This is a genomic window from Variovorax sp. dw_308 (assembly GCF_019207085.1).
In the GTDB taxonomy this organism is placed as follows: Bacteria; Pseudomonadota; Gammaproteobacteria; order Burkholderiales; family Burkholderiaceae_C; genus Variovorax.
This window is the reverse complement of record NZ_JAATOM010000004.1, coordinates 36367-57495: the sequence shown is the minus strand read 5'-3', so window position 1 is coordinate 57495 and position 21129 is coordinate 36367. Positions and strand designations below refer to the sequence as shown.

General features: G+C 67.2%; 20 protein-coding genes. 15 read left to right on the top strand and 5 right to left on the bottom strand.

Going from position 1 to position 21129, the window contains the following annotated elements; genetic code table 11:
* Positions 1-3 precede the first annotated feature (3 nt).
* A complete protein-coding gene (locus HCU76_RS09580) occupies positions 4-3855 on the bottom strand; it encodes a M48 family metallopeptidase (RefSeq protein WP_218509107.1) in 3852 nt (1283 codons plus the stop codon).
* A 121-nt stretch (positions 3856-3976) separates the two neighbouring features.
* Here HCU76_RS09580 and HCU76_RS09575 point away from each other — a divergent pair, with 121 nt between their 5' ends.
* The 6 genes from HCU76_RS09575 to HCU76_RS09550 all read left to right on the top strand — a co-directional run bounded on the left by HCU76_RS09575 (position 3977) and on the right by HCU76_RS09550 (position 8564).
* Entirely contained in the window at positions 3977-5104 is a 1128-nt protein-coding gene (locus HCU76_RS09575; RefSeq protein ID WP_213953363.1) for a sterol desaturase family protein, read from the top strand.
* Positions 5104-5889 carry a YaeF family permuted papain-like enzyme gene (locus HCU76_RS09570; RefSeq protein WP_256354107.1) on the top strand — a complete coding sequence of 262 codons (786 nt, stop codon included), beginning with the start codon at positions 5104-5106 and terminating at the stop codon, positions 5887-5889. Before HCU76_RS09575 ends, HCU76_RS09570 begins: the two co-directional genes overlap by 1 nt.
* Before the next feature lie 21 nt (positions 5890-5910).
* Positions 5911-7161, top strand: coding sequence for an NAD(P)/FAD-dependent oxidoreductase (locus tag HCU76_RS09565; protein ID WP_256354106.1), 1251 nt, complete (start codon positions 5911-5913; stop codon positions 7159-7161).
* A 153-nt stretch (positions 7162-7314) separates the two neighbouring features.
* Entirely contained in the window at positions 7315-7527 is a 213-nt protein-coding gene (gene rpsU, locus HCU76_RS09560) for a 30S ribosomal protein S21 (protein ID WP_007833691.1), read from the top strand.
* Between the two features lie 94 nt (positions 7528-7621).
* On the top strand, positions 7622-8071 hold the full coding sequence (locus HCU76_RS09555; RefSeq protein WP_213953361.1) for a GatB/YqeY domain-containing protein: 450 nt from the start codon (positions 7622-7624) through the stop codon (positions 8069-8071).
* A gap of 28 nt (positions 8072-8099) precedes the next feature.
* Positions 8100-8564, top strand: a complete 465-nt coding sequence (locus HCU76_RS09550; protein WP_213953360.1) for an NUDIX domain-containing protein — start codon at positions 8100-8102, stop codon at positions 8562-8564.
* 141 nt (positions 8565-8705) lie between these two features.
* On the opposite strand, the gene HCU76_RS09545 is transcribed toward HCU76_RS09550, so the two are convergent.
* The gene (locus HCU76_RS09545) at positions 8706-9452 is read right to left on the bottom strand and encodes a sulfite exporter TauE/SafE family protein (RefSeq protein ID WP_213953359.1); all 747 of its coding nucleotides are present in this window, start codon (positions 9450-9452) and stop codon (positions 8706-8708) included.
* A 164-nt stretch (positions 9453-9616) separates the two neighbouring features.
* Here HCU76_RS09545 and HCU76_RS09540 point away from each other — a divergent pair, with 164 nt between their 5' ends.
* A complete protein-coding gene (locus HCU76_RS09540; protein ID WP_213953358.1) occupies positions 9617-10513 on the top strand; it encodes a LysR family transcriptional regulator in 897 nt (298 codons plus the stop codon).
* On the opposite strand, the gene pmbA is transcribed toward HCU76_RS09540, so the two are convergent.
* Positions 10508-11890, bottom strand: a complete 1383-nt coding sequence (gene pmbA, locus HCU76_RS09535; protein WP_218509106.1) for a metalloprotease PmbA — start codon at positions 11888-11890, stop codon at positions 10508-10510. The genes HCU76_RS09540 and pmbA overlap by 6 nt on opposite strands.
* Before the next feature lie 101 nt (positions 11891-11991).
* On the opposite strand from pmbA, the gene yjgA reads away from it, so the two are divergent.
* From yjgA to HCU76_RS09520, 3 genes are all read left to right on the top strand, one after another.
* Positions 11992-12648, top strand: a complete 657-nt coding sequence (yjgA, locus tag HCU76_RS09530; protein WP_213953356.1) for a ribosome biogenesis factor YjgA — start codon at positions 11992-11994, stop codon at positions 12646-12648.
* Entirely contained in the window at positions 12645-13238 is a 594-nt protein-coding gene (gene mog / locus HCU76_RS09525) for a molybdopterin adenylyltransferase (protein ID WP_213953355.1), read from the top strand. Before yjgA ends, mog begins: the two co-directional genes overlap by 4 nt.
* 63 nt (positions 13239-13301) lie before the next feature.
* Positions 13302-14318 carry a DUF1887 family protein gene (locus HCU76_RS09520; RefSeq protein WP_213953354.1) on the top strand — a complete coding sequence of 339 codons (1017 nt, stop codon included), beginning with the start codon at positions 13302-13304 and terminating at the stop codon, positions 14316-14318.
* Positions 14319-14354: 36 nt separating this feature from the next.
* On the opposite strand, the gene cysE is transcribed toward HCU76_RS09520, so the two are convergent.
* Entirely contained in the window at positions 14355-15173 is an 819-nt protein-coding gene (gene cysE, locus HCU76_RS09515; RefSeq protein WP_213953353.1) for a serine O-acetyltransferase, read from the bottom strand.
* The gene (locus tag HCU76_RS09510) at positions 15157-15924 is read right to left on the bottom strand and encodes an RNA methyltransferase (RefSeq protein WP_218509105.1); all 768 of its coding nucleotides are present in this window, start codon (positions 15922-15924) and stop codon (positions 15157-15159) included. The genes cysE and HCU76_RS09510 overlap by 17 nt, the downstream gene beginning before the upstream one ends.
* Before the next feature lie 113 nt (positions 15925-16037).
* Here HCU76_RS09510 and HCU76_RS09505 point away from each other — a divergent pair, with 113 nt between their 5' ends.
* Genes HCU76_RS09505 through HCU76_RS09485 form a run of 5 tightly spaced genes read left to right on the top strand, consistent with a single transcriptional unit; the run spans position 16038 to position 21079 of the window.
* Positions 16038-17048 (top strand): inositol monophosphatase family protein, encoded by a 1011-nt coding sequence (locus HCU76_RS09505; RefSeq protein WP_218509104.1) that lies wholly within the window; start codon positions 16038-16040, stop codon positions 17046-17048.
* Positions 17048-19330 (top strand): FUSC family membrane protein, encoded by a 2283-nt coding sequence (locus HCU76_RS09500; protein ID WP_218509383.1) that lies wholly within the window; start codon positions 17048-17050, stop codon positions 19328-19330. The genes HCU76_RS09505 and HCU76_RS09500 overlap by 1 nt, the downstream gene beginning before the upstream one ends.
* Before the next feature lie 34 nt (positions 19331-19364).
* Entirely contained in the window at positions 19365-20471 is a 1107-nt protein-coding gene (locus HCU76_RS09495) for a mechanosensitive ion channel family protein (protein ID WP_218509103.1), read from the top strand.
* Between the two features lies 1 nt (position 20472).
* The gene (locus tag HCU76_RS09490; protein WP_213953348.1) at positions 20473-20649 is read left to right on the top strand and encodes a hypothetical protein; all 177 of its coding nucleotides are present in this window, start codon (positions 20473-20475) and stop codon (positions 20647-20649) included.
* Between the two features lie 4 nt (positions 20650-20653).
* Positions 20654-21079: a DUF1810 domain-containing protein gene (locus tag HCU76_RS09485; RefSeq protein WP_218509102.1), complete on the top strand. Its 426-nt coding sequence runs from the start codon at positions 20654-20656 to the stop codon at positions 21077-21079.
* Positions 21080-21129: the final 50 nt, after the last annotated feature.

Genomic DNA, 21129 nt, shown 5'->3' with positions numbered 1-21129 from the left:
CTTTCAGCCGCTGAAGTAGGGCCGCTCCGCTGGCAGCAGCGCCCGCTTTGCAAAGCTCCGCCACGGTGCCGGCGCACGCTGGCCCCAGGCGATGAGCCCGATGCCGTAGGCCTGCGCCCGCAGTTGCGGCGACACGCCTTGCAGCATGGCCTCCAGGTGGATCCGGTCGCGGAATTCCGACTCGGGCCGCACCGGGTCGTGCGACTGGTCACGCAAGGCTTCCAGGCCCGCCACGAAGTCGCTCAGCGCCTTCATCTCGGCGGCCGGCAACCGGCGCACGAGTGCAGCCAGCACGTGATCGGTCTTCTGCCCCGACTTGATCGCGAGGCCGATGGCCATCCAGGCATTGTCGAGATCCATCGCCAGGCGGGCTTGCGCCTTGAGTGCCGCGGCGACGGCCGCAGGCCCGGCGCCGTCGGACGCCCCGACCATCAGCGCCAGCCGATGTTCCGGCGCCGACGGGGCCTCGGCGAGTGCGAGCGCCCTGTCGAGTTGGCCCCGGTCCAATGCGGCGTAGCCAAGCGCTGCCCCGTCCGATAGCGACAAGTTTCCACCGCGCAACTCGACCAGGGTCTTGAGCACTTTGGAATGAGCAGCCAGGTCGGCAAGATCGGCGCCCTCGCCACCTTCGATGCGGCGGATGCGCGCCAGCTCCATCGACACGGCGTTGCGCAGCGGCGCACTCCTCGCCGCCGCTTCCAGCGCCTGCCGCGCCTGCGGCCAGGCCTGCTCGGCAGCCCACACATGGGCGGCCGCGTAGGCGAACCAGACGCTGTCCGGATACTGGGCCGCGCCGCGCTTGAAGGTCGCGTCCCGCACCGCTTCATCGCCGATGCAGCGCACCGTCAGATAGACCAGGTCGCCCTGGTCGGGGCGTGCCCGCTGCAGTTCCCGGTGGCGGTCGCAAATACGCTGTCGCTCACCGGGCGTTGCTTCATCCTGCAGTGCTCGCAGCGCGACGACTTCATAGGGGTTGCGCTGCAGCCGTTCGCGCAGGATCGCATCGCGCCCCGGCAAGGCTTGCGCCAGCATGACCCAGTCGAGCAGATCGCCAGATTCCACGTCGTCCCAGCGCGCATGCATCGCGATCAGCGCGTTGCGCTCCGCATCGCTTTCCAGCAGGCCGAGGTTCTCGCGCACCGAGCGCGTTTCGGCGGCGCTCAAGGCTTCGCGCGTGCCACCGCCGCCCGAGGTCCTGATCTGCTTCGGCGGCGCTTCGAGCACATGTTGCGCCGACGGGCTCGACCAGCGCGGCGCGCCCAGCAGCCTGGCCGGGCGGGCCGCTGCGTCGCCATAGGTCGCCGTCCAGGCCACCAGGGGACTGGCGCCCGCGATGTTGTAGACGTAGCGCGCGCCGACCTCTTCTGGCGTAACGGTCAGCGATTCGATCTCCGCGCCATCGGTGGTGCGCGCCGTCAGGGCGAGCGGCTGGTTGGCCTCGACCTCGAACTGCATCGACGCACCGGCCGCCAGCACCGTCCGCTGCCCGCCCAACTGCACCTCGACATTGCGACCCAGGCCGTTGAAGGCCGTGACCCGCGACGTACCCCAGGACGTGCTCACGCCCATCAGGCTGGCAACGACGCCACCCGCCACGGCAATGCGCGCAGTGCCGGCCCACCATCCATCGGCGATCTGGAACCGCGACCACGCGTCGAGCCTCAGTTGTCGCGGCCGCTCCTGTCCGGTGACCAGCGTGTCGTAGCGCTCCGGCGTGACAGGCATCAGCAGCGCATCGCCCGCAGGCTGCCGCGCGATGGCCGCGTCACGCAGCCGTGCCTCCGCCAGCAGCAGGCTGTCCAGCGCCGCACGCCTCAGACAGCGCAGGGCGCGCGTGATCGGATTGAGCCAGCTGTCGAGCGCTTTCAGCCACTCGTTGAAGTTCTCGTGCGACGGAGGCACGAAATCGAAATCGCCAATGTCCAGCATCTGCTCCCAGCTCGCATGCCCGAGCAGCGCCATCACCTCGGGGCCCGGCAGCATGCAACTGCGCTCGCGCGAGACCTGCGACATCAGCATGAACAAGGCGCCGGCGTCACGCAAGGCGCGCTCCGCATCCTTGGGGCTGGTCTTGCGCTTGGCCGTGACCATCGCGACCGTGTTCTGCAGGACGGCGTGCATGTCGAGCAGGTTGGCTTCGGCGTGCTCGGCGTAGTGCAGCAGGCGCAGCAGGCCGAACCAGCTGGCCTCCCACTCGGCGCCTGCCCTGGAGGCCAGCACGCGGCAGGTGCTGCGGCACAGCCTGTCATGCGCGGCCAGCGCGCGTTCGATGTCGGCGATCTCCCGCGTGACCTCCTCGATCACGCCCGCGAGATCGCGCCGCCTGATCGGGCGTCCACGATGTTCCAGCCGCGTGCCCGCGCTCACGGCAGCGCCGTTGCGAAGCGCGGTCAGCGCGGCGCGCTCGTGGCACAGCGCGTCCAGCCTTTCGAGGTCGCAGGACAGCGACTCGGGGTACAACTGCGCCGAACCATGCGCGGGCCCTTCCGGATCGAACAACTGTTCCGCCGTCGTCGCCGATCGCGTGACGGCGCGGGCCAGGTAGAGCCCGCGGTATTGACGGCGGTAGGACTCGCGGTCGTACTCGGCATCGAGCGCCGCTTGCGAGGCTTCGCGCGAAGCCACGGCCGGTGCCGGTTCGATGTGGCGGATCAGGCTGGCGCAGATCCGCTCGCGCAACGCATGCGGCTCGTTGAACAGGGTCCAGCTCGACTCGCCGCGCAGCTCCGCCGACAAGTACACGCTCTTGGCGTTCTCTTCGCGCTCGTGGCTGGCCGGGTGCGTCGACCACATGCGCGACATCTGGATCTTGTCGCGCTTGAAGACCCGATGCGCCGCCGGAGCCGACGATGCGGGCGGCACGCCGTAGCCGGGATCGTCGTAGACCGCGCGCAACTTGACCAGCACGCGGGCCTGGATGTCGTAGAGGTCGGCCGTCGCCTGGCCTTTCTTCAACTGCTGGTTGGCGAACTCCAGTGTGCGGTCCCAGGCCGTCTCGGCCGCCTGCATCCTGTAGAGCGCATGCACCAGCGCATCGCTGCCCGCCAGGCCCACGGCCACGCGGTCGGCCTGGAACTCCATCTCGCGCGACAGCGCGCGGTCGGCCAGCACCACCACGCGGAACAAGCTGTCCACCAGCGAGCGGATGGCCCACACCAGCAGCGAGAACATCCAGCCCACCCAGGCTACGCGGATGTCGGCGCGCGACAGGCCGCCGAGGAAGTTGTCGAAGCGGTCGCGCTTGGCCACGACGTGCCCGGCAATCTGCTGCGCCAGGTAAACCCAGCGCCCGACCGCCATCGTGCGCTGCGCGAAATGCCCGAACTCATGGGCCAGCACGGCCTTGAACTCCGACACCGTCAGCATGTTGACCAGCGCCAGCCCGATCTCAAGGTTCTTGCGCGAGGGCAGCAACAGGTTGGCCAGCGACAGGTCGTAGAACACCGCCGCATTGACGCGGGTCGAAAGGTACACCTTGTGCGGCCTCGGCGCATTGGCTTCGTCGGCCAGGCGGTGCAGGAAGGCGAACAGGCGCGGTTGTTCCGCGGCAGAAATCTCCGTGAGCGAACCCAGCTCGCCGCGCCGCACGAACACCAGCGCCTTGAGCATGAAGAAGGCCAGGAAGCCTGCCGCCACGCCCACCGCCAGTTGCCGCACGCCGTCGGGCGAGCCATGCAGCGACGCCCCGATCAACACCCATGCCTTCCAGGCCAGCCACCCTGAAAAACCCAGGTAAGCGGCAACAAATGCCAGCAATGCCGACATCGCGAGCCAGGCTTGCCGGCGGTACGCAGCGGTAGCCCTGACAATCGCATCCTTCCCCGCGTCCGGACCTGCCGGATACAACGCATCCATGTTATGAGCTCCCTCCGGCCGGGGATGCGACGAGGGAATGACCCACTGACAATCGCAACCGGCTGGTTCAAAAATAATGACAGGGATGATCCATCTGTCACCCGATGGCGGAAAGCTAGAAATGCTCGAAAAACTCAACGAATTCAGTGAGAGCCACGGTGAACTTCAACCGGGCAAGGGATTAGTCACAGGAACCATCGCGCTGACCCTCGGCATCCTGTGCTTGCTGGGCGTGCTGGCCTTCCATTTCCCGCAATACCTCACGACGCCGGAGCTGCGCCGCAGCTACAACGTCGACGTGATGCGCTTCATCCTGCTGGCGGCCATGGTGATCGCGGGCGGCATGTCGCTGGTCAACGTGATCTTCAACCGGGCACGCTGGCTGTCGGCCTTCGCGTTCCTGCTGGTCGCGGCCGCACTGCTGCTGGGCGGCCACAAGGTTCCGGTGGACAGCAACTTCCCCGACCACACGCCCTACATCGGGCTCGACTGGTTCATCCTCGACCTGCTCGGCTCGTCGCTGATCTTCATCTTCATCGAGAAGCTGTTCGCCTACCGCAAGGAGCAGCCGGTGTTCCGCGACGAGTGGCAGACTGACCTGCACCACTTCATCGTCAACCACATGATCGTGGGCTTCGTGCTGCTGGCGACCAACCTGCTGGTGCACAAGCTGTTCGGCTGGGCGGCCCACGACGGCATCCGCGGCTGGGTGGCCAACCTGCCGTTCTGGGCCGGGCTGCTGCTCATCATCCTCGTGGCCGACCTGGTGCAGTACTGGACCCATCGCGGCTACCACGAGGTCCCGCTGCTGTGGCGCCTGCATGCGGTGCACCACAGCGTGAAGAGCATGGACTGGATGGCCGGCTCGCGCCAGCACATCCTCGAGCTGCTGATCACCCGCACGCTGGTGCTCGCGCCGATCTACGTGCTGGGCTTCAGCAAGGAAGTGATCGACGCGTACATCGTGGTGGTCGGGTTCCAGGCGGTCTTCAACCATTGCAATGTGAACGTGCGCCTCGGGCCGCTGCGCTACATCATCGTCACGCCCAACTTCCACCATTGGCACCACAGCCAGGACGACGAGGCGATCGACAAGAACTACGCGGCGCACTACGCCTTCCTCGACTACCTCTTCGGCACCGCCGTGAAGAGCACCAGGCTGTGGCCCGAGCACTACGGCGTGGTCGGCGACTACGTGCCGAACGGCTTCTTCAAGCAGCTCAAGTTTCCGTTCGTCTGGAAGGGATGATGAGACTTCCAGCCATGGTCGCCGCGACTTGCGCGGCGCTGTTGATGTCAGCCTGCGCCTCGCGCGTGGACCTTCCGATCCGGGACACGCCGCCAGCCCTTCGCATCCAGAGTTCGGCCATTGCGCCCGGCAACGGCGGGGAACTCATCACCGTTGCCGCGCTCGAACCCGGCGACATCCTGCTGACCTCGGTCGCCACCATCAAGTCGTTTGGGATCCGCCTCGGCAGCTTCGCGCCGGTGAGCCATGCGGTGCTCTACCTGGGTGACGGGCGCATCGCCGAGGCCGTGGGCAGCGGCGTGCGCGCGCGCGGCCTCGACGAAGTGATCGCAGAGGAACAGATGGTGGTGGCCTTTCGCGCGCCCGGCCTCGACGAAGCCCATGTCGAGCGCATGCGCGCCTGGGCCTTGTCGCAGGTGGGCACGCCCTACAACACCGTCGGCGTGATGCTGGATGCACCCTTCGTGCTGAATCGCCGCATGTGCGAGTTGCCGCTGGTGCCGTCGGCGGTCAGCAACTTCTGCGTCACCGGCATGGCCACGGTGCAACTGGGCGCCAGCCGCAACGACCGCTTCTTCTGCTCCCAGTTCGTGCTGGAGGCCTACAACCAGGCCGGCAAGCCGATCACCACCGCCGACCCGCGCTGGGTCAGCCCGGCCGACCTGCTGCACATGCGCGAAGGCGACGTGCCGTCGATCCCGGCGACGCAACCGCTGCGCTACGTCGGGCATCTGAAATACAACCCGATGCCGGTGATCACGGCGGATGGGGCGACGTCGCGATGAACGTCTGCAGGACCGTTGACCATGGCTGACGCAATGAATTTCGACGTCGTGGTCATCGGTGCTGGCGCCGCCGGCCTGTTCTGCGCGGCGCAGGCCGGCCAGCGCGGCCGGAAGGTGCTGCTCATCGACCACAGCGAACGCATTGCCGAGAAGATCCGCATCTCGGGCGGCGGACGCTGCAACTTCACCAATCGCGACCTGGACCCGCGCGCGCCGCAGAAGCACTTCGTCGGCGAGAACCCGAATTTCTGCCGGTCGGCGCTGTCGCGCTATACCTCGCAGCAATTCATCGCCCTGGTGGACCGCCACGGCATCGCGCACCACGAGAAGCACAAGGGCCAGTTGTTCTGCGATGGCCCGTCGCAGCAGATCATCGACATGCTGCTGGCCGAATGCGCCGAGGGCGGCGTCACGCACTGGCAGCCGTGCAGCGTGAAATCGCTCGCGTATTCGGCGGCGGATGGCAAGGCCACGGGCAGCTACCAGGTCGAAACCAGCCGCGGTGCGGTCGAGGCCGCGAACATCGTCGTCGCCACAGGCGGCCTGTCGATCCCGCAGCTTGGCGCGAGCGATTTCGGCTATCGCATCGCGCGCCAGTTCGGCCTGGACGTCATCCCGCCGCGTCCCGCGCTGGTGCCGCTGACTTTCGCCGGCGAAGGCTGGGCGCCTTACGCCGGCCTGGCTGGGCTGGCGCTGCCGGTGCAGATCGAGACCGGCGCCAGGAAGGAGCGCATGTTTTTCCTGGAAGACCTGTTGTTCACGCACCGCGGACTGTCAGGGCCGGCGGTGCTGCAGATCTCCAGCTACTGGAAGGAAGGCACGCCCCTGACCATCGACTTCGCACCCGGTGTCGACGTCGCCGCCGCGCTCGGCGAGGCCAAGGCCCGGTCGCGCAAGCGGATCAACAACGAACTGGCCTCGCTGGTGCCTTCGCGCCTCGCGGACGCCTGGGTGGGCGAGGAACCGGCCCTGCAGCGCCCCATCAATGAAGCAGCCGACCGCGCGCTGCAGGCACTGGCCGAGCGCATCGCCCGCTGGCAGATCACGCCCGCCGGCACCGAAGGTTACAAAAAGGCCGAGGTGACGGCCGGCGGCATCGACACGCGCGAGCTGTCATCGCAGACGATGGAGGCAAAGAAGCAGCCCGGCCTCTACTTCATCGGCGAGGTGGTCGACGTCACGGGTTGGCTCGGCGGTTACAACTTCCAGTGGGCCTGGGCCAGCGCGTTCGCCTGCGCCGGGGCGCTGGCAGCCGTGCGCGGCAACGGCTGAGCCTTGTGCAAAAAGCTGCCCCATAGCCTTTTGTTGCTATAATCTTTGGCTAACTTCTGGCCTCCCCTCAACGGCCGCCCAAAATTTTCAGTTGAGGAACCCCGGCCCGGGGCCTCGATCTCTCCGGGCCAAATCCAGTTCAACGATTCATCAATGACCACCATCCGCGTTAAAGAAAACGAGCCCTTCGACGTCGCACTGCGTCGCTTCAAGCGCACCATCGAAAAGCTCGGCCTGCTGACCGACCTGCGCGCCCGCGAGTTCTACGAAAAGCCGACCGCCGAGCGCAAGCGCAAGAAGGCCGCTGCCGTCAAGCGCCACTACAAGCGCGTGCGCAGCATGCAGCTCCCCAAGAAGCTGTACTAAGCACAGCTTCCGCTGGCCGCACGCCAGTGATCCGAGCCGCGCCGGGGTAACCTGCCGCGGCTTTTGTTTTTGCTTCCCCTCCCCAGGATTCGCCATGAGCCTCAAAGAAAAGATCACCGAAGACATGAAGACCGCCATGCGTGCCAAGGACTCCGAGCGCCTCGGCACCATCCGCCTGCTGTTGGCCGCCCTGAAGCAGAAGGAAGTGGACGAGCGCGTTGAATTGGACGACGCGATGGTCGTGGCCATCGTCGACAAGCTGGTCAAGCAGCGCAAGGATTCGGTCGCCGCCTTCACCCAGGGTGGCCGCCAGGACCTGGCCGACAAGGAAGCCGCCGAGATCAAGGTGCTGGAGGTCTACCTGCCGCAGCGCATGAGCGCCGACGAAGTGGCGGTCGAGGTCAAGGCCATCGTCGCCGAGCTGGGCGCCAAGGGCCCCGGCGACATGGGCAAGGTGATGGGCACCGTCAAGACCAGGCTCGCCGGCAAGGCCGACATGGGCCAGGTCAGCGCCGCGGTCAAGGCGGCTCTCAGCGGCGCATGAGCGCGGGCATCTTCGCCCGGGCTGAGGCATGACCCGTCCCGTCCTCAAGGCCTGCGCCTGCCTTGTGGATGCACAGGGCCGCCTGCTGGTGTTCGACCACCCGGTCGACGGCGGTATGCAATTGCCCAAGGGCACGGTCGAGCCGGGCGAACATCCGGAAGATGCCGTGCGCCGCGAACTGCTCGAGGAGTCGGGCATCGCGTACACCGGCGACCTGCAAGACCTCGGCACCCTGGACCGCCATTGCGAAGCCGGCGTCGAAGGCAACAAGCGACGCCACCCGCAGCTCTGGCACCTGTACCTGATGCGCAGCAGCGCGCCGCTGCCGGAGGCCTTCGAGCACGTCGCCATGGGCAGCCCGGAAGAGGATGGGCTCGTCTTCTCGTTTCGCTGGCTCGCCCCGCAGGACAACACGGACGACTTCGCCTTGCCCTACCGCCGGGTCATCGAGCGCGTGCGCGCCGCGCTTCGGGCGCAGGCCTCAGCCCGATAGTGCGCCAGGCCGCACTGAGGCGATCCCAGTGTTCCGTGCGACTTTGCAATCAAGCGCAGAACAAGGCGGAGCGGCGCAGGCAGTGCTGTAGCACGGCAAGGCGGTCCAACGCAGTGATGCGTTTTTGATTGCGAAGTCGCATCAGTGGGCCCACTGCCGGCCCGCCATGTAGGCGCCGAGCAGCGCGAGACCCACGAAGAAGCAGCGCCGGAAGGCGGCCACCGGCAAGCGCTGCCGCAACGCCGAGCCGGCGACCATCCCGAGCAACGCCGGCAGCAGCATCGGCAGCGACGCTTGCAACGCCGCGCCGGCAAAACCGCCGCTCAGGGCCAGGCCCAGCGCGAGGGCCAGTGTCGACGTGGTGAACGACATGCCCATGGCCTGGATCAATTCGTCCTTCTCCAGCCCCAGACCCTGCAGATACGGAACGGCAGGCAGCACGAAGACCCCGGTCAATGCCGTCAGCAGGCCGGTCAGGGCGCCGGCCACGGGGCCCATCCAGTGCGCATGACCTGCCGGCACCTGCACTCGCCAACCCGCGAGTCCCCACACCGCGTAGCCGACCAGCGCCAGCCCCAGCAGCACCGACGCCCATGCGCCCGCAGGCGCGCCGAACAGGACGGCCCCGCCGAGCGTCCCCGCGACGATGCCGACCTGCATGCCGCCCAGCCGTCGCAGCATCGCCGCCAAGGTCGAGCGCGGCCCCGCCTGCCACGCGTTGGTGACCAGCGAAGGAACGATCAGCAGCGCGGCCGCCTGGGCCGGCGGCATCCACAGCGCCAGCAACGCCATCGACACGGTGGGCAGCCCGAGCCCGATCACGCCTTTCACCATGCCCGCCAGCACGAACACGGCCGCGGTCGCCACCCATGTGGTCCAGATCGTCATGCAATGCCTCTTTCTTCAACCTTGATGGAAAGGCAAGTCTGCCGGCGAAGCCGGAGGCCGAAAATGCGGATCTCGCGCAGCCAGCCTCAGGCAGGGACTGAGCCCCCGACCGGGCCGCCTCTGGCCCGATCGATTGGCGAAGCACCCGTGCTACCTTGGCATCCATGCGATTCGACCTGACCGACCTGCGGCTGTTTCTCAATGTCGTCGAAGCCGGCTCCATCACCGCCGGCGCCGAACGCACGCACATGACGCTCGCTTCTGCCAGCCAGCGCGTGCGCGGCATGGAGGACGCATTGGGCAGTCCGCTGCTGCTGCGCCATGCCCAGGGCGTGACGCCCACCGAGGCCGGTCGCACGCTGCTGCACCATGCGCGGGTGGTGCGCCAGCAGATGGAACAACTGCACGGCGAACTGGGCGACTACGGCACCGGCCTGCAAGGCCATGTCCGCGTGCAATGCAACACCTCGGCCATGACCGAACACCTGCCCGCGCCGCTCGCGCGCTTCCTGGCGCTGCATCCGCGCGTTTCGGTGGATCTGGAAGAGCGCGCCAGCCAGGACATCGTGGAGGCGCTGCATGGCGGCCTGTGCGACATCGGCATCGTCTCGGATGCGGTCGACACCACGGGGCTCGCGCAGTTCGTGTTCCGCCGCGACGACCTGGTCCTGGTCGTGCCGCGCGGCCATGCGCTCGCGCGGCGCCGCCGCGTGGCATTGGCCGATGTGGTCGGCAGCGAATTCATCGGCCTTGCCAACGGCAATCCGCTGCAGGAGCACATTGCCCAGCAGGCGCGCCGCATGGGCAAGCGGCTGAACTACCGCGTGCGCGTGCGCAGCTTCGAGTCGGTCTGCGGGATGGTGGAACAGGGCATCGGCGTCGGCATCGTGCCGCTCACCGCAGCCGGGCGATGCGCGGCAACCATGAAGATCCGGTGCGCCGCCCTCAGCGACGACTGGGCCGCGCGCACGCTGCTGGCCTGCGCGCGCCGCGTGGAAGAACTCTCACCCAACACGCGCCGCTTGCTGGACCACCTGCTGTCGCAAGGCGCAAGCCTATGAGCCCGCGACCTTCATGCGATTGACCAGCAACGAGCCGGTCGACTTGGCGCCATAGTTGTAGACGTCGGCGCCCACCGCCTCGATGCCCATCAGCATGTCCTTGAGGTTGCCGGCGATGGTGATCTCCTGCACCGGGAACGCGATGCGCCCCTTCTCGACCCAGAAGCCGCTCGCGCCGCGCGAGTAGTCGCCGGTCACGTAGTTGACGCCCTGCCCCATCAGCTCGATCACGAACAGGCCGGTGCCGAGCTTGGCGAGCATGGCGTCGAGGTCATCGCCTGCCTGCGTGAGGCGCGAGCGCAGCGTCAGGTTGTGCGAGCCGCCGGCATTGCCGGTGGTCTTCATGCCGAGCTTGCGAGCGGAATAGGTGCTGAGGAAATAGCCTTGCAGCCGTCCCGCATCCACCACCTTGCGCGCCTGGGTCGTCACGCCTTCGTCGTCGAAGGGCGAGCTGCCCTTGCCGCGCAGCACGTGCGGGTCTTCCGCCACGTCGATGTGGTCGGGCAGCACCGCCTTGCCGAGCGAATCGAGCAGGAAAGTGCTCTTTCGATAGAGCGCACCGCCGCTCGTGGCCTGCACCAGTCCGCCGAGCAGACCCGCGGCCAGCGGCGACTCGAACAGCACCGGGCATTCGATGGTCTTGATCTTGCGCGCCTTCAGCCGGCTCAACGCCCGCTCCGCCGCGTAACGGCCGATGGCCGCCGGCGCCGCCAACTCATCGGCCGAGCGCATCGAGCTGTACCAGGCATCGCGCTGCATGTCGTCGCCCTTGCCGGCGATCGGCGCAACCGAGATGGAGTGGCGCGAACTGGCATAGCCGCCTCGGAACCCATGCGTGTGCGCACTGAAGAAATGGCTCTGCTGCGCCGAGACGCCGGCGCCTTCGCTGTTGGTGATGCGCTTGTCGGTCGACAGCGCCGCCGCTTCGCATTCGAGCGCGATGCGCGCGGCTTCCTCGCTCGTCACCGCCCACGGATGGAACAGGTCGAGATCGGGCTGCTCCTTGACGATGTCTTCTTCGTCCGGCAGGCCGCTGACCGGGTCTTCCGCGGTGAAGCGCGCGATGTCGTAGGCCGCCTGCACGGTCTGCGCAATGGCAGCCTCGGAGAAGTCCGAGGTGCTGGCGTTGCCGCGGCGATGGCCCACGTAGACCGTGATGCCGAGCGACTTGTCGCGGTTGCGCTCGACGTTCTCGAGTTCGCCCTTGCGCACCGAGACGCTGAGCCCGCAGCCTTCGGACGCCTCGGCGCCGGCATCCGTGGCGCCGAGCTTCCTGGCATGCGCCAGGGCCGTATCGACCAGGTTTTCAAAGAAGGGGCGGCTGTAGGCAAAGCCGGTTTCCGCTTGCGCGGGCGATGTCTTCGGGGTGGTCTTCATGTAGTGGCTATGATACTTGCGCCCCCTGTGTCGGATGACCTGTCCCTTTCCGAAGACTCGTTCCGGAGCCCCCGAACCAGCCTCAATCCCCTCGCCTGCACATGTCACGCAAACCCAAAAAAGGCTATTTCGTCCGCGGCCAGTTCATTGCCGAAGGCAGCGAACTCGACCTTGAACTCAAGCGCGAGCTCAAGGGCACCGACGAAGCCAGCAAGACCGAACTCAAGCGCGAAAGCGCCGAACTGCAGAAGATCGGCGAAGACCTGCTGACCCTGCGCGCCGGCCTGTTCGACCCGCTGCCGCTCGGCGAGAAACTCGCCGACGCGATCCACGAAGCCAAGCGCATCACCAACTTCGAAGGCAAGCGCCGCCAGATGCAGTTCATCGGCAAGCTGATGCGCGGCCTCGACCCCGAAGTACTCGACGCCGTGCGCGCCGCATTGGCCGAGCAACACCGTGCCCCCGCCGAGGAGACTGCCATGCTGCATGAAGCCGAACGCTGGCGCGACCGCCTGATCGCCGATGACGACGCCCTCGGCGGATGGATCGAAACCCATCCCGCCACCGACGCACAGCAACTCCGCGCCCTGGTCCGCCAGGCCCGCAAGGACATCAAGGCCGGCCCGCCCGGCGAAGCACCGCGCCAGGGCAAGGCCTACCGCGACGTGTTCCAGATCGTGCGCGAGCAACTGGCCGCGCACGGCAATGCCGACCATGCGGCCCAGTCGGAAGACCTGGAGCGCGAGGACGATGCATGAGCGGATTCGATGAAGTGCGCATCGGCATCGTCTCGGTCAGCGACCGCGCATCGAGTGGCATCTACGAAGACAAGGGGCTGCCGGCGCTGAAGGATTGGCTCGGCCGCGCACTCCTCAACCCGATCACCTTCGAAGCCCGCCTGATCCCCGACGAGCAGGCGGCCATCAGCGCCGCCTTGATCGAACTCGTCGATGCCGGCTGCTCGCTGGTGCTGACCACCGGGGGCACCGGCCCTGCCCTGCGCGACGTGACGCCCGAAGCCACGCTGGCCGTGGGCCACAAGGAGATGCCCGGCTTCGGCGAGCAGATGCGCCAGATCAGCCTGCATTTCGTACCGACCGCGATCCTGTCGCGCCAGGTGGCCGTGATCCGCGACAAGTGCCTGATCCTCAACCTGCCCGGCCAGCCGAAGTCGATTGCGGAAACGCTGGAAGGCTTGAAGGACGCCGAGGGCAAGCAGATCGTGCCGGGCATCTTCGCCGCGGTGCCCTACTGCATCGACTTGATTGGCGGCCCGTATTTCGACACGGACGACAGCGTCTGCAAGGCGTGGCGGCCGAAGGCGGCGATCCGCGCGACCACGAGGTAATTTTGCAACGGACCGCCGTGCTGCTGGACGCAGCATCAGCCAAGAAAAACAGCCAAACGATTCATGCCCATCTACCGTTGCAACAAGTGCGGGTTCGTTTCTGAAGACGCAATTACGCCTGTGGGCATCAAGACGCTGTGCGGTCGCTGCGGCACACCGAGCACCGTCTACGGAACCGTGTTCTACGTGGAAAAACTGGTGGAGCGCTACTTCGCGGCCTTGCGGGAAGTCGCCGCCTTGCAGCAACCAGACAAGGCTGCGGCCGGCGGTGAAGTCGCAGCACTGACGCCGCCCGAAGCCGTCGCCACCCCTGAACAAACACTGGCGGACGCGGATGCTCATAGTTCAGCGGCGCTGGCGACAGCCACGCAGCACGCGCCATTGCAAGCCTGGTTCAAGTCCCGCCAGATCGACGCCCAGTTCGATCACGCCCTCGTCGATACCACCGGTTTCTTCGACGACGCCGCCCGCACACTCGGCGACGACTGGGCGTTGTTTTCCGAGTTGGTAGACCGTGTGCGTTTTGCCTACCGCAAAAGCCACAGCTGGGTGAACCTCGAGCTTGCAAGCCTGAGCCAGAAAGACGCGCAGGCCATCAATACACTGTGCCGCCAGTTCTACAGTCACACGTTCTTCTCACGCTACCACTATCAGAAGCAGGAAAAAATTGTTCGCCTGACGCTTCAGACGGCACCTGCAGTGCGTCAGTTTTTCGATGGCGGCTGGCTCGAGTGGTACGCATTTGTAGAGTTGATTCAGCACGCAAGGGCACGCAATCGTGGCTTCTCGTGCGCACGTGGCGTGAAGGTCGTTTTCCCGAACGAAGACCTGCACGAACTCGATGTCGTTCTGCTTCCCGAAGGGCAGTCGCCGATCTGCGTGGAATGCAAGTCGGGTGAGTTCCGGCGCGACATCGACAAGTACCTGCGTCTGCGCAAGCGCCTCGGCATCGAGCGAAGCAGGTTCATCGTCTGCGCCGCTGACCTCACCGATGAACAAGCGGCGGGCTTGACTGCGATGTACGAACTGACGTTTGTCAATCTTTCATCGCTGAAGCGGCACGTGGACGCTCTTCTTTGACGGAGATGGCGCAGCTTTGATCGGAGATGACGAGAGCTACTTCCCCACCAGCTCCGTCAACTTCTCCGCCTCGAAGCACTCATCCCGCGCCGCATCCGTCGGCACGCAATCCGACTTCTTCCCGCGCTCGGCCGACAGCGTCTCGATCGCCTGCCACAGCAGCGCGATCTGGTGCTCCTGCGACGAAGCGTTGTCGATCAGCCCGCGCATCGCCAGCGACAACGGATCGTCGCTCTGCGACACGCCATAGGCCAGGAAAGTCTCGCCGTTCTCGCCCGATGCACGATCGGCCTTGGCCGGAATGATCCGCGCCGGAATCCCCACCGCAGTTGCGCCCGCAGGCACCGGCTTGATGACCACCGCATTGGCGCCGATCCGCGCGCCATCGCCGACAGTGAAGCCTCCCAGCACCTTCGCCCCCGCGCTCACGACGACATTGCGCCCGAGAGTCGGATGCCGCTTCGTGCCCTTGTAGAGCGACGTGCCGCCGAGCGTCACGCCCTGGTAGATCGTGCAGCCGTCGCCGATCTCGGCCGTCTCGCCCACCACCACGCCCATCGCATGGTCGAAGAACACGCGCTCGCCGATCTTCGCGGCCGGGTGGATCTCGATGCCCGTCATCCAGCGCGCGAAGTGCGCGATGAACGCGCCCAGCCAGCGCAGCCCACGGTTCCAGCACCAGTGCGCCGGCCGGTGCAGGACCACGGCATGCAGGCCGGGATAGAGCGTCAGCACTTCCCAGGCCGAATGGGCGGCCGGGTCGCGCTCGAGGATGCACTGGATGTCGGAGCGGATTCGGGCAAACATCTTTGGGTGATATCGATAGGGGGAACGCAGTCTAAGGTGCGCCGGCATCACCTACGGGCGCTGTGGATTCCCCGTCCAGCGGCGGCCGATGCGGGTCGACCATCGCCTTGGCAATGCCGCGCAGGATGTGGATTTCCTCCTGCGTCGGCTGGGCGCGATTGAAAAGCTGCTGCAAGCGCGGCATCAGTTTCTTCGGCGCGGCCGGGTCGAGAAAACCGATCTGCACCAGTGAACGTTCCCAGTGCGCCAGCATGCCGGCCACGGCCTGTGCATCGGCCGGCAGTTGCACCGGCGTGGCATCGCGGACCTCGAACCCGCCCAGCGCCAGCCGCCATTCATAGGCGACCAACTGGATCGCCGCGCCCAGGTTCAGCGAGCCGAACGAAGGATCGGCCGGGATGCTCAGCGCCACGTTGCAGCGGTACACGTCCTCGTTGCGCATGCCGAAACGCTCGGAGCCGAACAGGAAGGCCACATGCTGCTCGCCGCCCCTGGCCAGCGGCTCCAGGTGCTCGCGCGGCGTGCGCGTCGGCGGGCCGAAGTCACGCGGGATCATCGCCGTGGCGCACAGGTGGGTGACGCCGTCGAGGGCCTCGTCCAGTGTCTCGACGATGCGGGCATTGGCCAGCACATCCAGTGCGCCGCTGGCCCGCTGGATCGTCTCCTCCCGCCGCAACACGTTGGCCCAGCGCGGGGCCACCAGCACCAGGTCGCCGAAGCCCATGGTCTTCATCGCCCTCGCGGCGGCGCCGACATTGCCGGCATGGCTGGTCTGGATCAGGATGAAGCGGGTGCGCATGGATTCGATCGGGGGCTGAAAGGGGCCTGCGGGTAAACTCGGGGATTGTCGCCGCCCGCATCGCCGGGTCGTATCCACCGGGCCACGCGGCCCCGCGTTCTTTCTCACAGTCCATGTCTTCACCCAATCTGCATCCCATGATCAATGTGGCCATCAAGGCCGCACGCGCCGCGGGCGCCATCATCAACCGCGCCGCGCTCGACATCGAGGCCGTGCGCGTCTCGCAGAAGCAGGTGAACGACTTCGTGACCGATGTCGATCACGCGAGCGAACGCGCGATCATCGAGACCCTTCTCACGGCCTACCCCGGCCACGGCATCCTGGCCGAAGAGTCGGGCAGCGAGCACGGCGCCAAGGATTCGGAATTCGTCTGGATCATCGACCCGCTCGACGGCACCACCAACTTCATCCACGGCTTTCCGGTGTACTGCGTGTCGATCGCGCTGTCCGTGAAGGGCAAGATCGAGCAGGCGGTCATCTACGACCCGAGCCGCAACGACCTGTTCACCGCCACCAAGGGCCGCGGCGCCTTCATGAATGACCGCCGCATCCGCGTGAGCAAGCGCACCCGCATGAACGAGTGCCTGATCTCCACCGGCTTCCCGTTCCGCACCGGCGACAACTTCAAGCAGTACCTGGCCATCATGGCCGACCTGATGCCGCGCGCCGCCGGCCTGCGCCGCCCCGGCTCCGCCGCGCTCGACCTGGCCTACGTGGCCGCCGGCTTCAGCGACGCCTTCTTCGAGACCGGCCTGAACCCGTGGGACATCGCGGCGGGTTCGCTGCTGGTGACCGAGGCCGGCGGCCTGATCGGCAACTTCACCGGAGAGCCGGACTTCCTCGACCAGCGTGAATGCCTGGCAGGCAATCCGAAGATCTATGGCCAGTTGGTGCCGCTGCTGACCAAGTACTCGAAGTTCGCCGGGGTCGACGACAAGATGGCGGCCAGTGACCGCATCCGCGCCGTCGACTCGTCGAGAGACCTCTACGCGCGCAGCACGGTCGACCTGCAGCAGCCCGATGGCGATGCCGAATCCTCCGCACCCGCCGCCGCGCCGGCGCCGCGCAAACTGACCCGCGCCCGTCCGCCCGTCGTCGCGCCAGCCGATCCCGCCGGCGAGTGATGCAAGGGGTGGCGCCACACGCCGCTGCGGCGCTGCGCACCCGCGCGGCGCTGCGGATCGCGCTGAGCCACTATGTTGCGAACGGCGTGTCGGTTGCGTTCGGGCTGTTCCTGATCTCCGGGCTGATGCACCTGTGGCTGGGCGCCATTGCGAGCGCCGCGGCCACGGTCGGCGTGATCGTGACCACGCCGCCCGACCAGCCCAGCCCGCGGCGCGGCAAGTTCCTGCAGATGCTGCCGGCGCCGCTCTTGTCCATGCCGCTGTTCTTCGCGGTGCAGATGCTGCACACCATGCCGATCCGGCTGGGCATGGTGCTGATTCCCGCCACCTTCCTCGCCTTCAGCGCGATGGCCTGGGGCAAGCGCGGCATCCCGATCGCCATCGCCGTGATGTTCGCGATGATCTTCTCGATGGCGACGCCAGCGCCCACGGGCCTGCATGAAGCGCTTGAACGCACCGCCCATTTCGGGCTCGGCGCCGGGCTCTACGTGGTCTATTCCACGCTGGCCAACCTTGCGCTCAACGGGCGCTATCGCACGCAGTTGATCGCGGACGTGCTGTATTCGATGGCGGCGCTGATGCGCACCGAAGCCAGCCAGTTCAAGGCGCCTGACGAGACGAGCGACGTGCGCGACACACCCGCGCCGCTGCTGGGACAACTGCTGCAGCAAACGGCTGCATTGGCCGACCAGATCCAGGGGGCGCGGGACATCGTGCTCGAATCGCCCCGAACGCCACACCGCCAGCGGCTGGCCGGCATGCTGGTGGTGGTGCTCGAGATGCGCGACCAGTTGCTGGCCAGCGAACTCGACCTGGATGCGCTCACCGCGCTGCCCGAGCATGCGCCGGCCCTGGCCGAGATGCGCAGCGTGCTGGAAGCGCTGTCCGATGAAGTCGTTGCGGTCGCGGACGCGATGCTGATGTTCCGCACGCCGGACGCACTGGCCGACCTGCGGCCGCGCCTGTCGATGATCCGCCTGCCCACGGACAACCCGCATGCCCCGCCGCACGCGGGGCCCTCGCCAGCCGTGCTGGCGCGCGGGCTCGCGAACCGCATCGGCCACATCAATGACGAGGTGCTGCGGCTGAACAAGCTCATGCGCCACGAGATCGAACCCGACCTGGCCGTGGTGCGCGCCAACTGGCGCGTGTTCGTGAGCCCGACCGCATGGTCGTGGCGGCCCTTCCTGGCGCTGTGGCATTGGGATGCCCCGCCCCTGCGCCATGCCATCCGGGCCACGCTCGCGATCGCGGTCGGCTATGGGATCGCGGTGTGGATGCCCTGGGGTTCGCACGACTACTGGATCCTGCTGACCATCGTGGTGGTGCTGCGCGGCAGCCTGTCCCAGACGCTGGAGCGGCGCAATGCCCGCGTGGCCGGCACGTTGCTGGGCTGCGTGCTGGCCGTCGGGCTGCTGGCGACGCATCCGTCAGCCATGATGCTGCTCATGTGCGTGACCTTCGCGCAGGCCATTGCGCATGGCTTCGCGGTGCGCAAGTACCTCGTCACGTCCGTGGCCGGAACGGTGCTGGGCCTGGTGCAGGCACACCTGCTGAACGTCGGCGCGAGTCCGACCTTCGCACTGGTGGAGCGAATTGCCGACACCTTGATCGGCGTCGCTGTCTCATGGGCCTTCTGCTATGTGCTGCCGTCGTGGGAGCGCGGCCAGATTCCGGACCTGGTGCGGCGCACGCTGGTGGCGCAAGCGCTGCACGCACGGCTCGCGCTGGGCCTCGGCCAACTTCACGACATCGACAACAGCATCGAACTCGACTGGCGGCTCGCGCGGCGCGAGGCCTTCGACAGCCTCTCCGCGCTGGTGCAGGCCACCCAACGCTCGCTGGCGGAGCCGCGCGCCGTGCAGCCGCCGCTCGAGCCGCTCGAACACCTGCAGGCCCATAGCTACCAGTTGCTCGCGCAGCTCAGCGCCATCAAGTCGATGCTGGTGCTGCGTCGCGACCGTCTCACGCCCGGCGAAGTCGAAGGGCCGCTGATGCGCACCGCGGAGCGCATCGAATCGCTGATCGGCAGCGCACCCATCGCGTCCTCGCCGCTGCCCACGAGCGCGCCCGCCACCGCATTGGGCGGGGCGATCCCCCTGCCCGACCCCTTCGAGAACGACATCAGCCCGTGGCTGCTGCGCCGGCTCGACCTGGCCACCGGCATTGCGACCCAGCTTCGTGATGATGCGGCGCGGATCCTGCAGCCATCCACCGAGACGGCCACCACAGCGGGTGCCCCCACGTCAGCCGCCGGTACGGCCCCGCACGAGGCGGCATGAGCATTGCCGGACAGCTCCAGGATACGAAGGTTCCATGAACGCCCAATTGGTGTTGGCGCACCCCTGGTTCGGCACCTGGCTGGCCGCTCTGGTCGCGGTGCCGGCGGCGCTGATGGCCTATCGCATCGGCGGGCTGGTGCTGATGCGCGTGACGCGGCCGACGCCGGGGTTGCATGCGATGGTCGACAAGGCGCGCTCGGCCGCGCGCTGGGCGCTGCCGCTGGTTGCGTTGCAGATGGTGTGGCAAGCCGCGCCGGACGACCTGCGCTACATCAACACCGTGCGGCACCTGAACGGGCTGTTGGTGATCACCGCGCTGACCTGGCTGCTGGTGCGGGCCATCTCGGGCTTCACCGAAGGCCTGCTGACCAAGTACCCGGCGAACGTCGCCGACAACCTGAACGCGCGCCGCATTCATACGCAGGCGCGCGTGTTGTCTCGCTTGGCCCTGGGGATGGTGCTGGTGGCGGGTGTGTCGCTGGTGCTGATGACCTTTCCGGGAGCGCGGCAGGTCGGCGCCAGCCTGCTGGCCTCGGCCGGCGTCATCGGCCTGATCGTCGGCCTGGCGGCCAAGCCGGTGTTCAGCAACCTGATCGCCGGCTTGCAGATCGCGCTGGCGCAGCCGATCCGCATGGACGACGTGCTGGTGGTCGAGGGCGAATGGGGCACGGTCGAGGAAATCACCGGCACCTTCGTCGTGATGAAACTGTGGGACGAGCGGCGCCTGATCCTGCCGCTCAGCTATTTCATCGAGAAGCCCTTCCAGTGCTGGACGCGGCACACCGCGCAGCTGCTGGGCTCGGCCTTCATTTATGTCGACTACGGCACGCCCCTGGCGCCCTTGCGCGCCGAGCTGGAGCGCATCGTTCGCACTGCGCCCGAATGGGACGGCCGCACCTTCGTGCTGCAGGTCACCGACGTCACGGAACGCAGCATGCAGTTGCGCATGCTGGCCACCGCGGCAACGGCGGGGCAGGCCTTCGACCTGCGCTGCCGCATGCGCGAAGGAATGATGACCTTCATGCAGCGTGAATACCCACAACACCTGCCCAAGCTTCGGACCGAGGATTCCGACACGGGGCCGTATGCTGCAAGCCCGCCGACGCCTGACGAATTGCCGGCCATCGCCTCAAGGAGTTGATTTGAAGATCCTGCTTGCCTCCACCCTCGCGGCCCTGCTCTGCCTCGTGGCAGGCTGCGGCAGCGCACCTTCCTCCCCTGCGAGCGGCAGCGAGGGCGCGGGTACCTCGACCGGCGGCAGCGGCGTCGAGGTTTTCGGCACCATCGACGCGGGCGTCTCGCACTACCGCACGCGCTAGTTCCATGACCGCGCCGGACGCCCTGCAACGCTTCGTCGACGCGCAGGCGCCGGTGTACGAGACCGTGCTGGCCGAGCTTCGCGCCGGCCGCAAGCGCAGCCATTGGATGTGGTTCATCTTTCCGCAGCTCGACGGGCTGGGCCACAGTGCCATGGCCCGGCGCTACGCGATCGCTTCGCTGGCCGAGGCGCGCGACTACCTGCGGCACCCGCTGCTCGGCCCACGGCTGGAGGCTTGCAGCGCGCTCGTGCTCGACGTGGCCGACACGCCGCTCGACCTGATCCTGGGCCCGCCGGACGATCTCAAGTTCAGGTCGTCCGTGACGCTGTTTGCGGCGGCGGCGCCGGAGAAGCAGGTGTTCGACGCCTGCCTGCGCAAGTACTTCGGCGGCATCCCGGACCCTCGCACGCTCGCGCTTCTCGAACCCTGAACGCATCAGGGTCGTTGTCGCTTTCGACTTGATTTAGACTTGATTTAGAT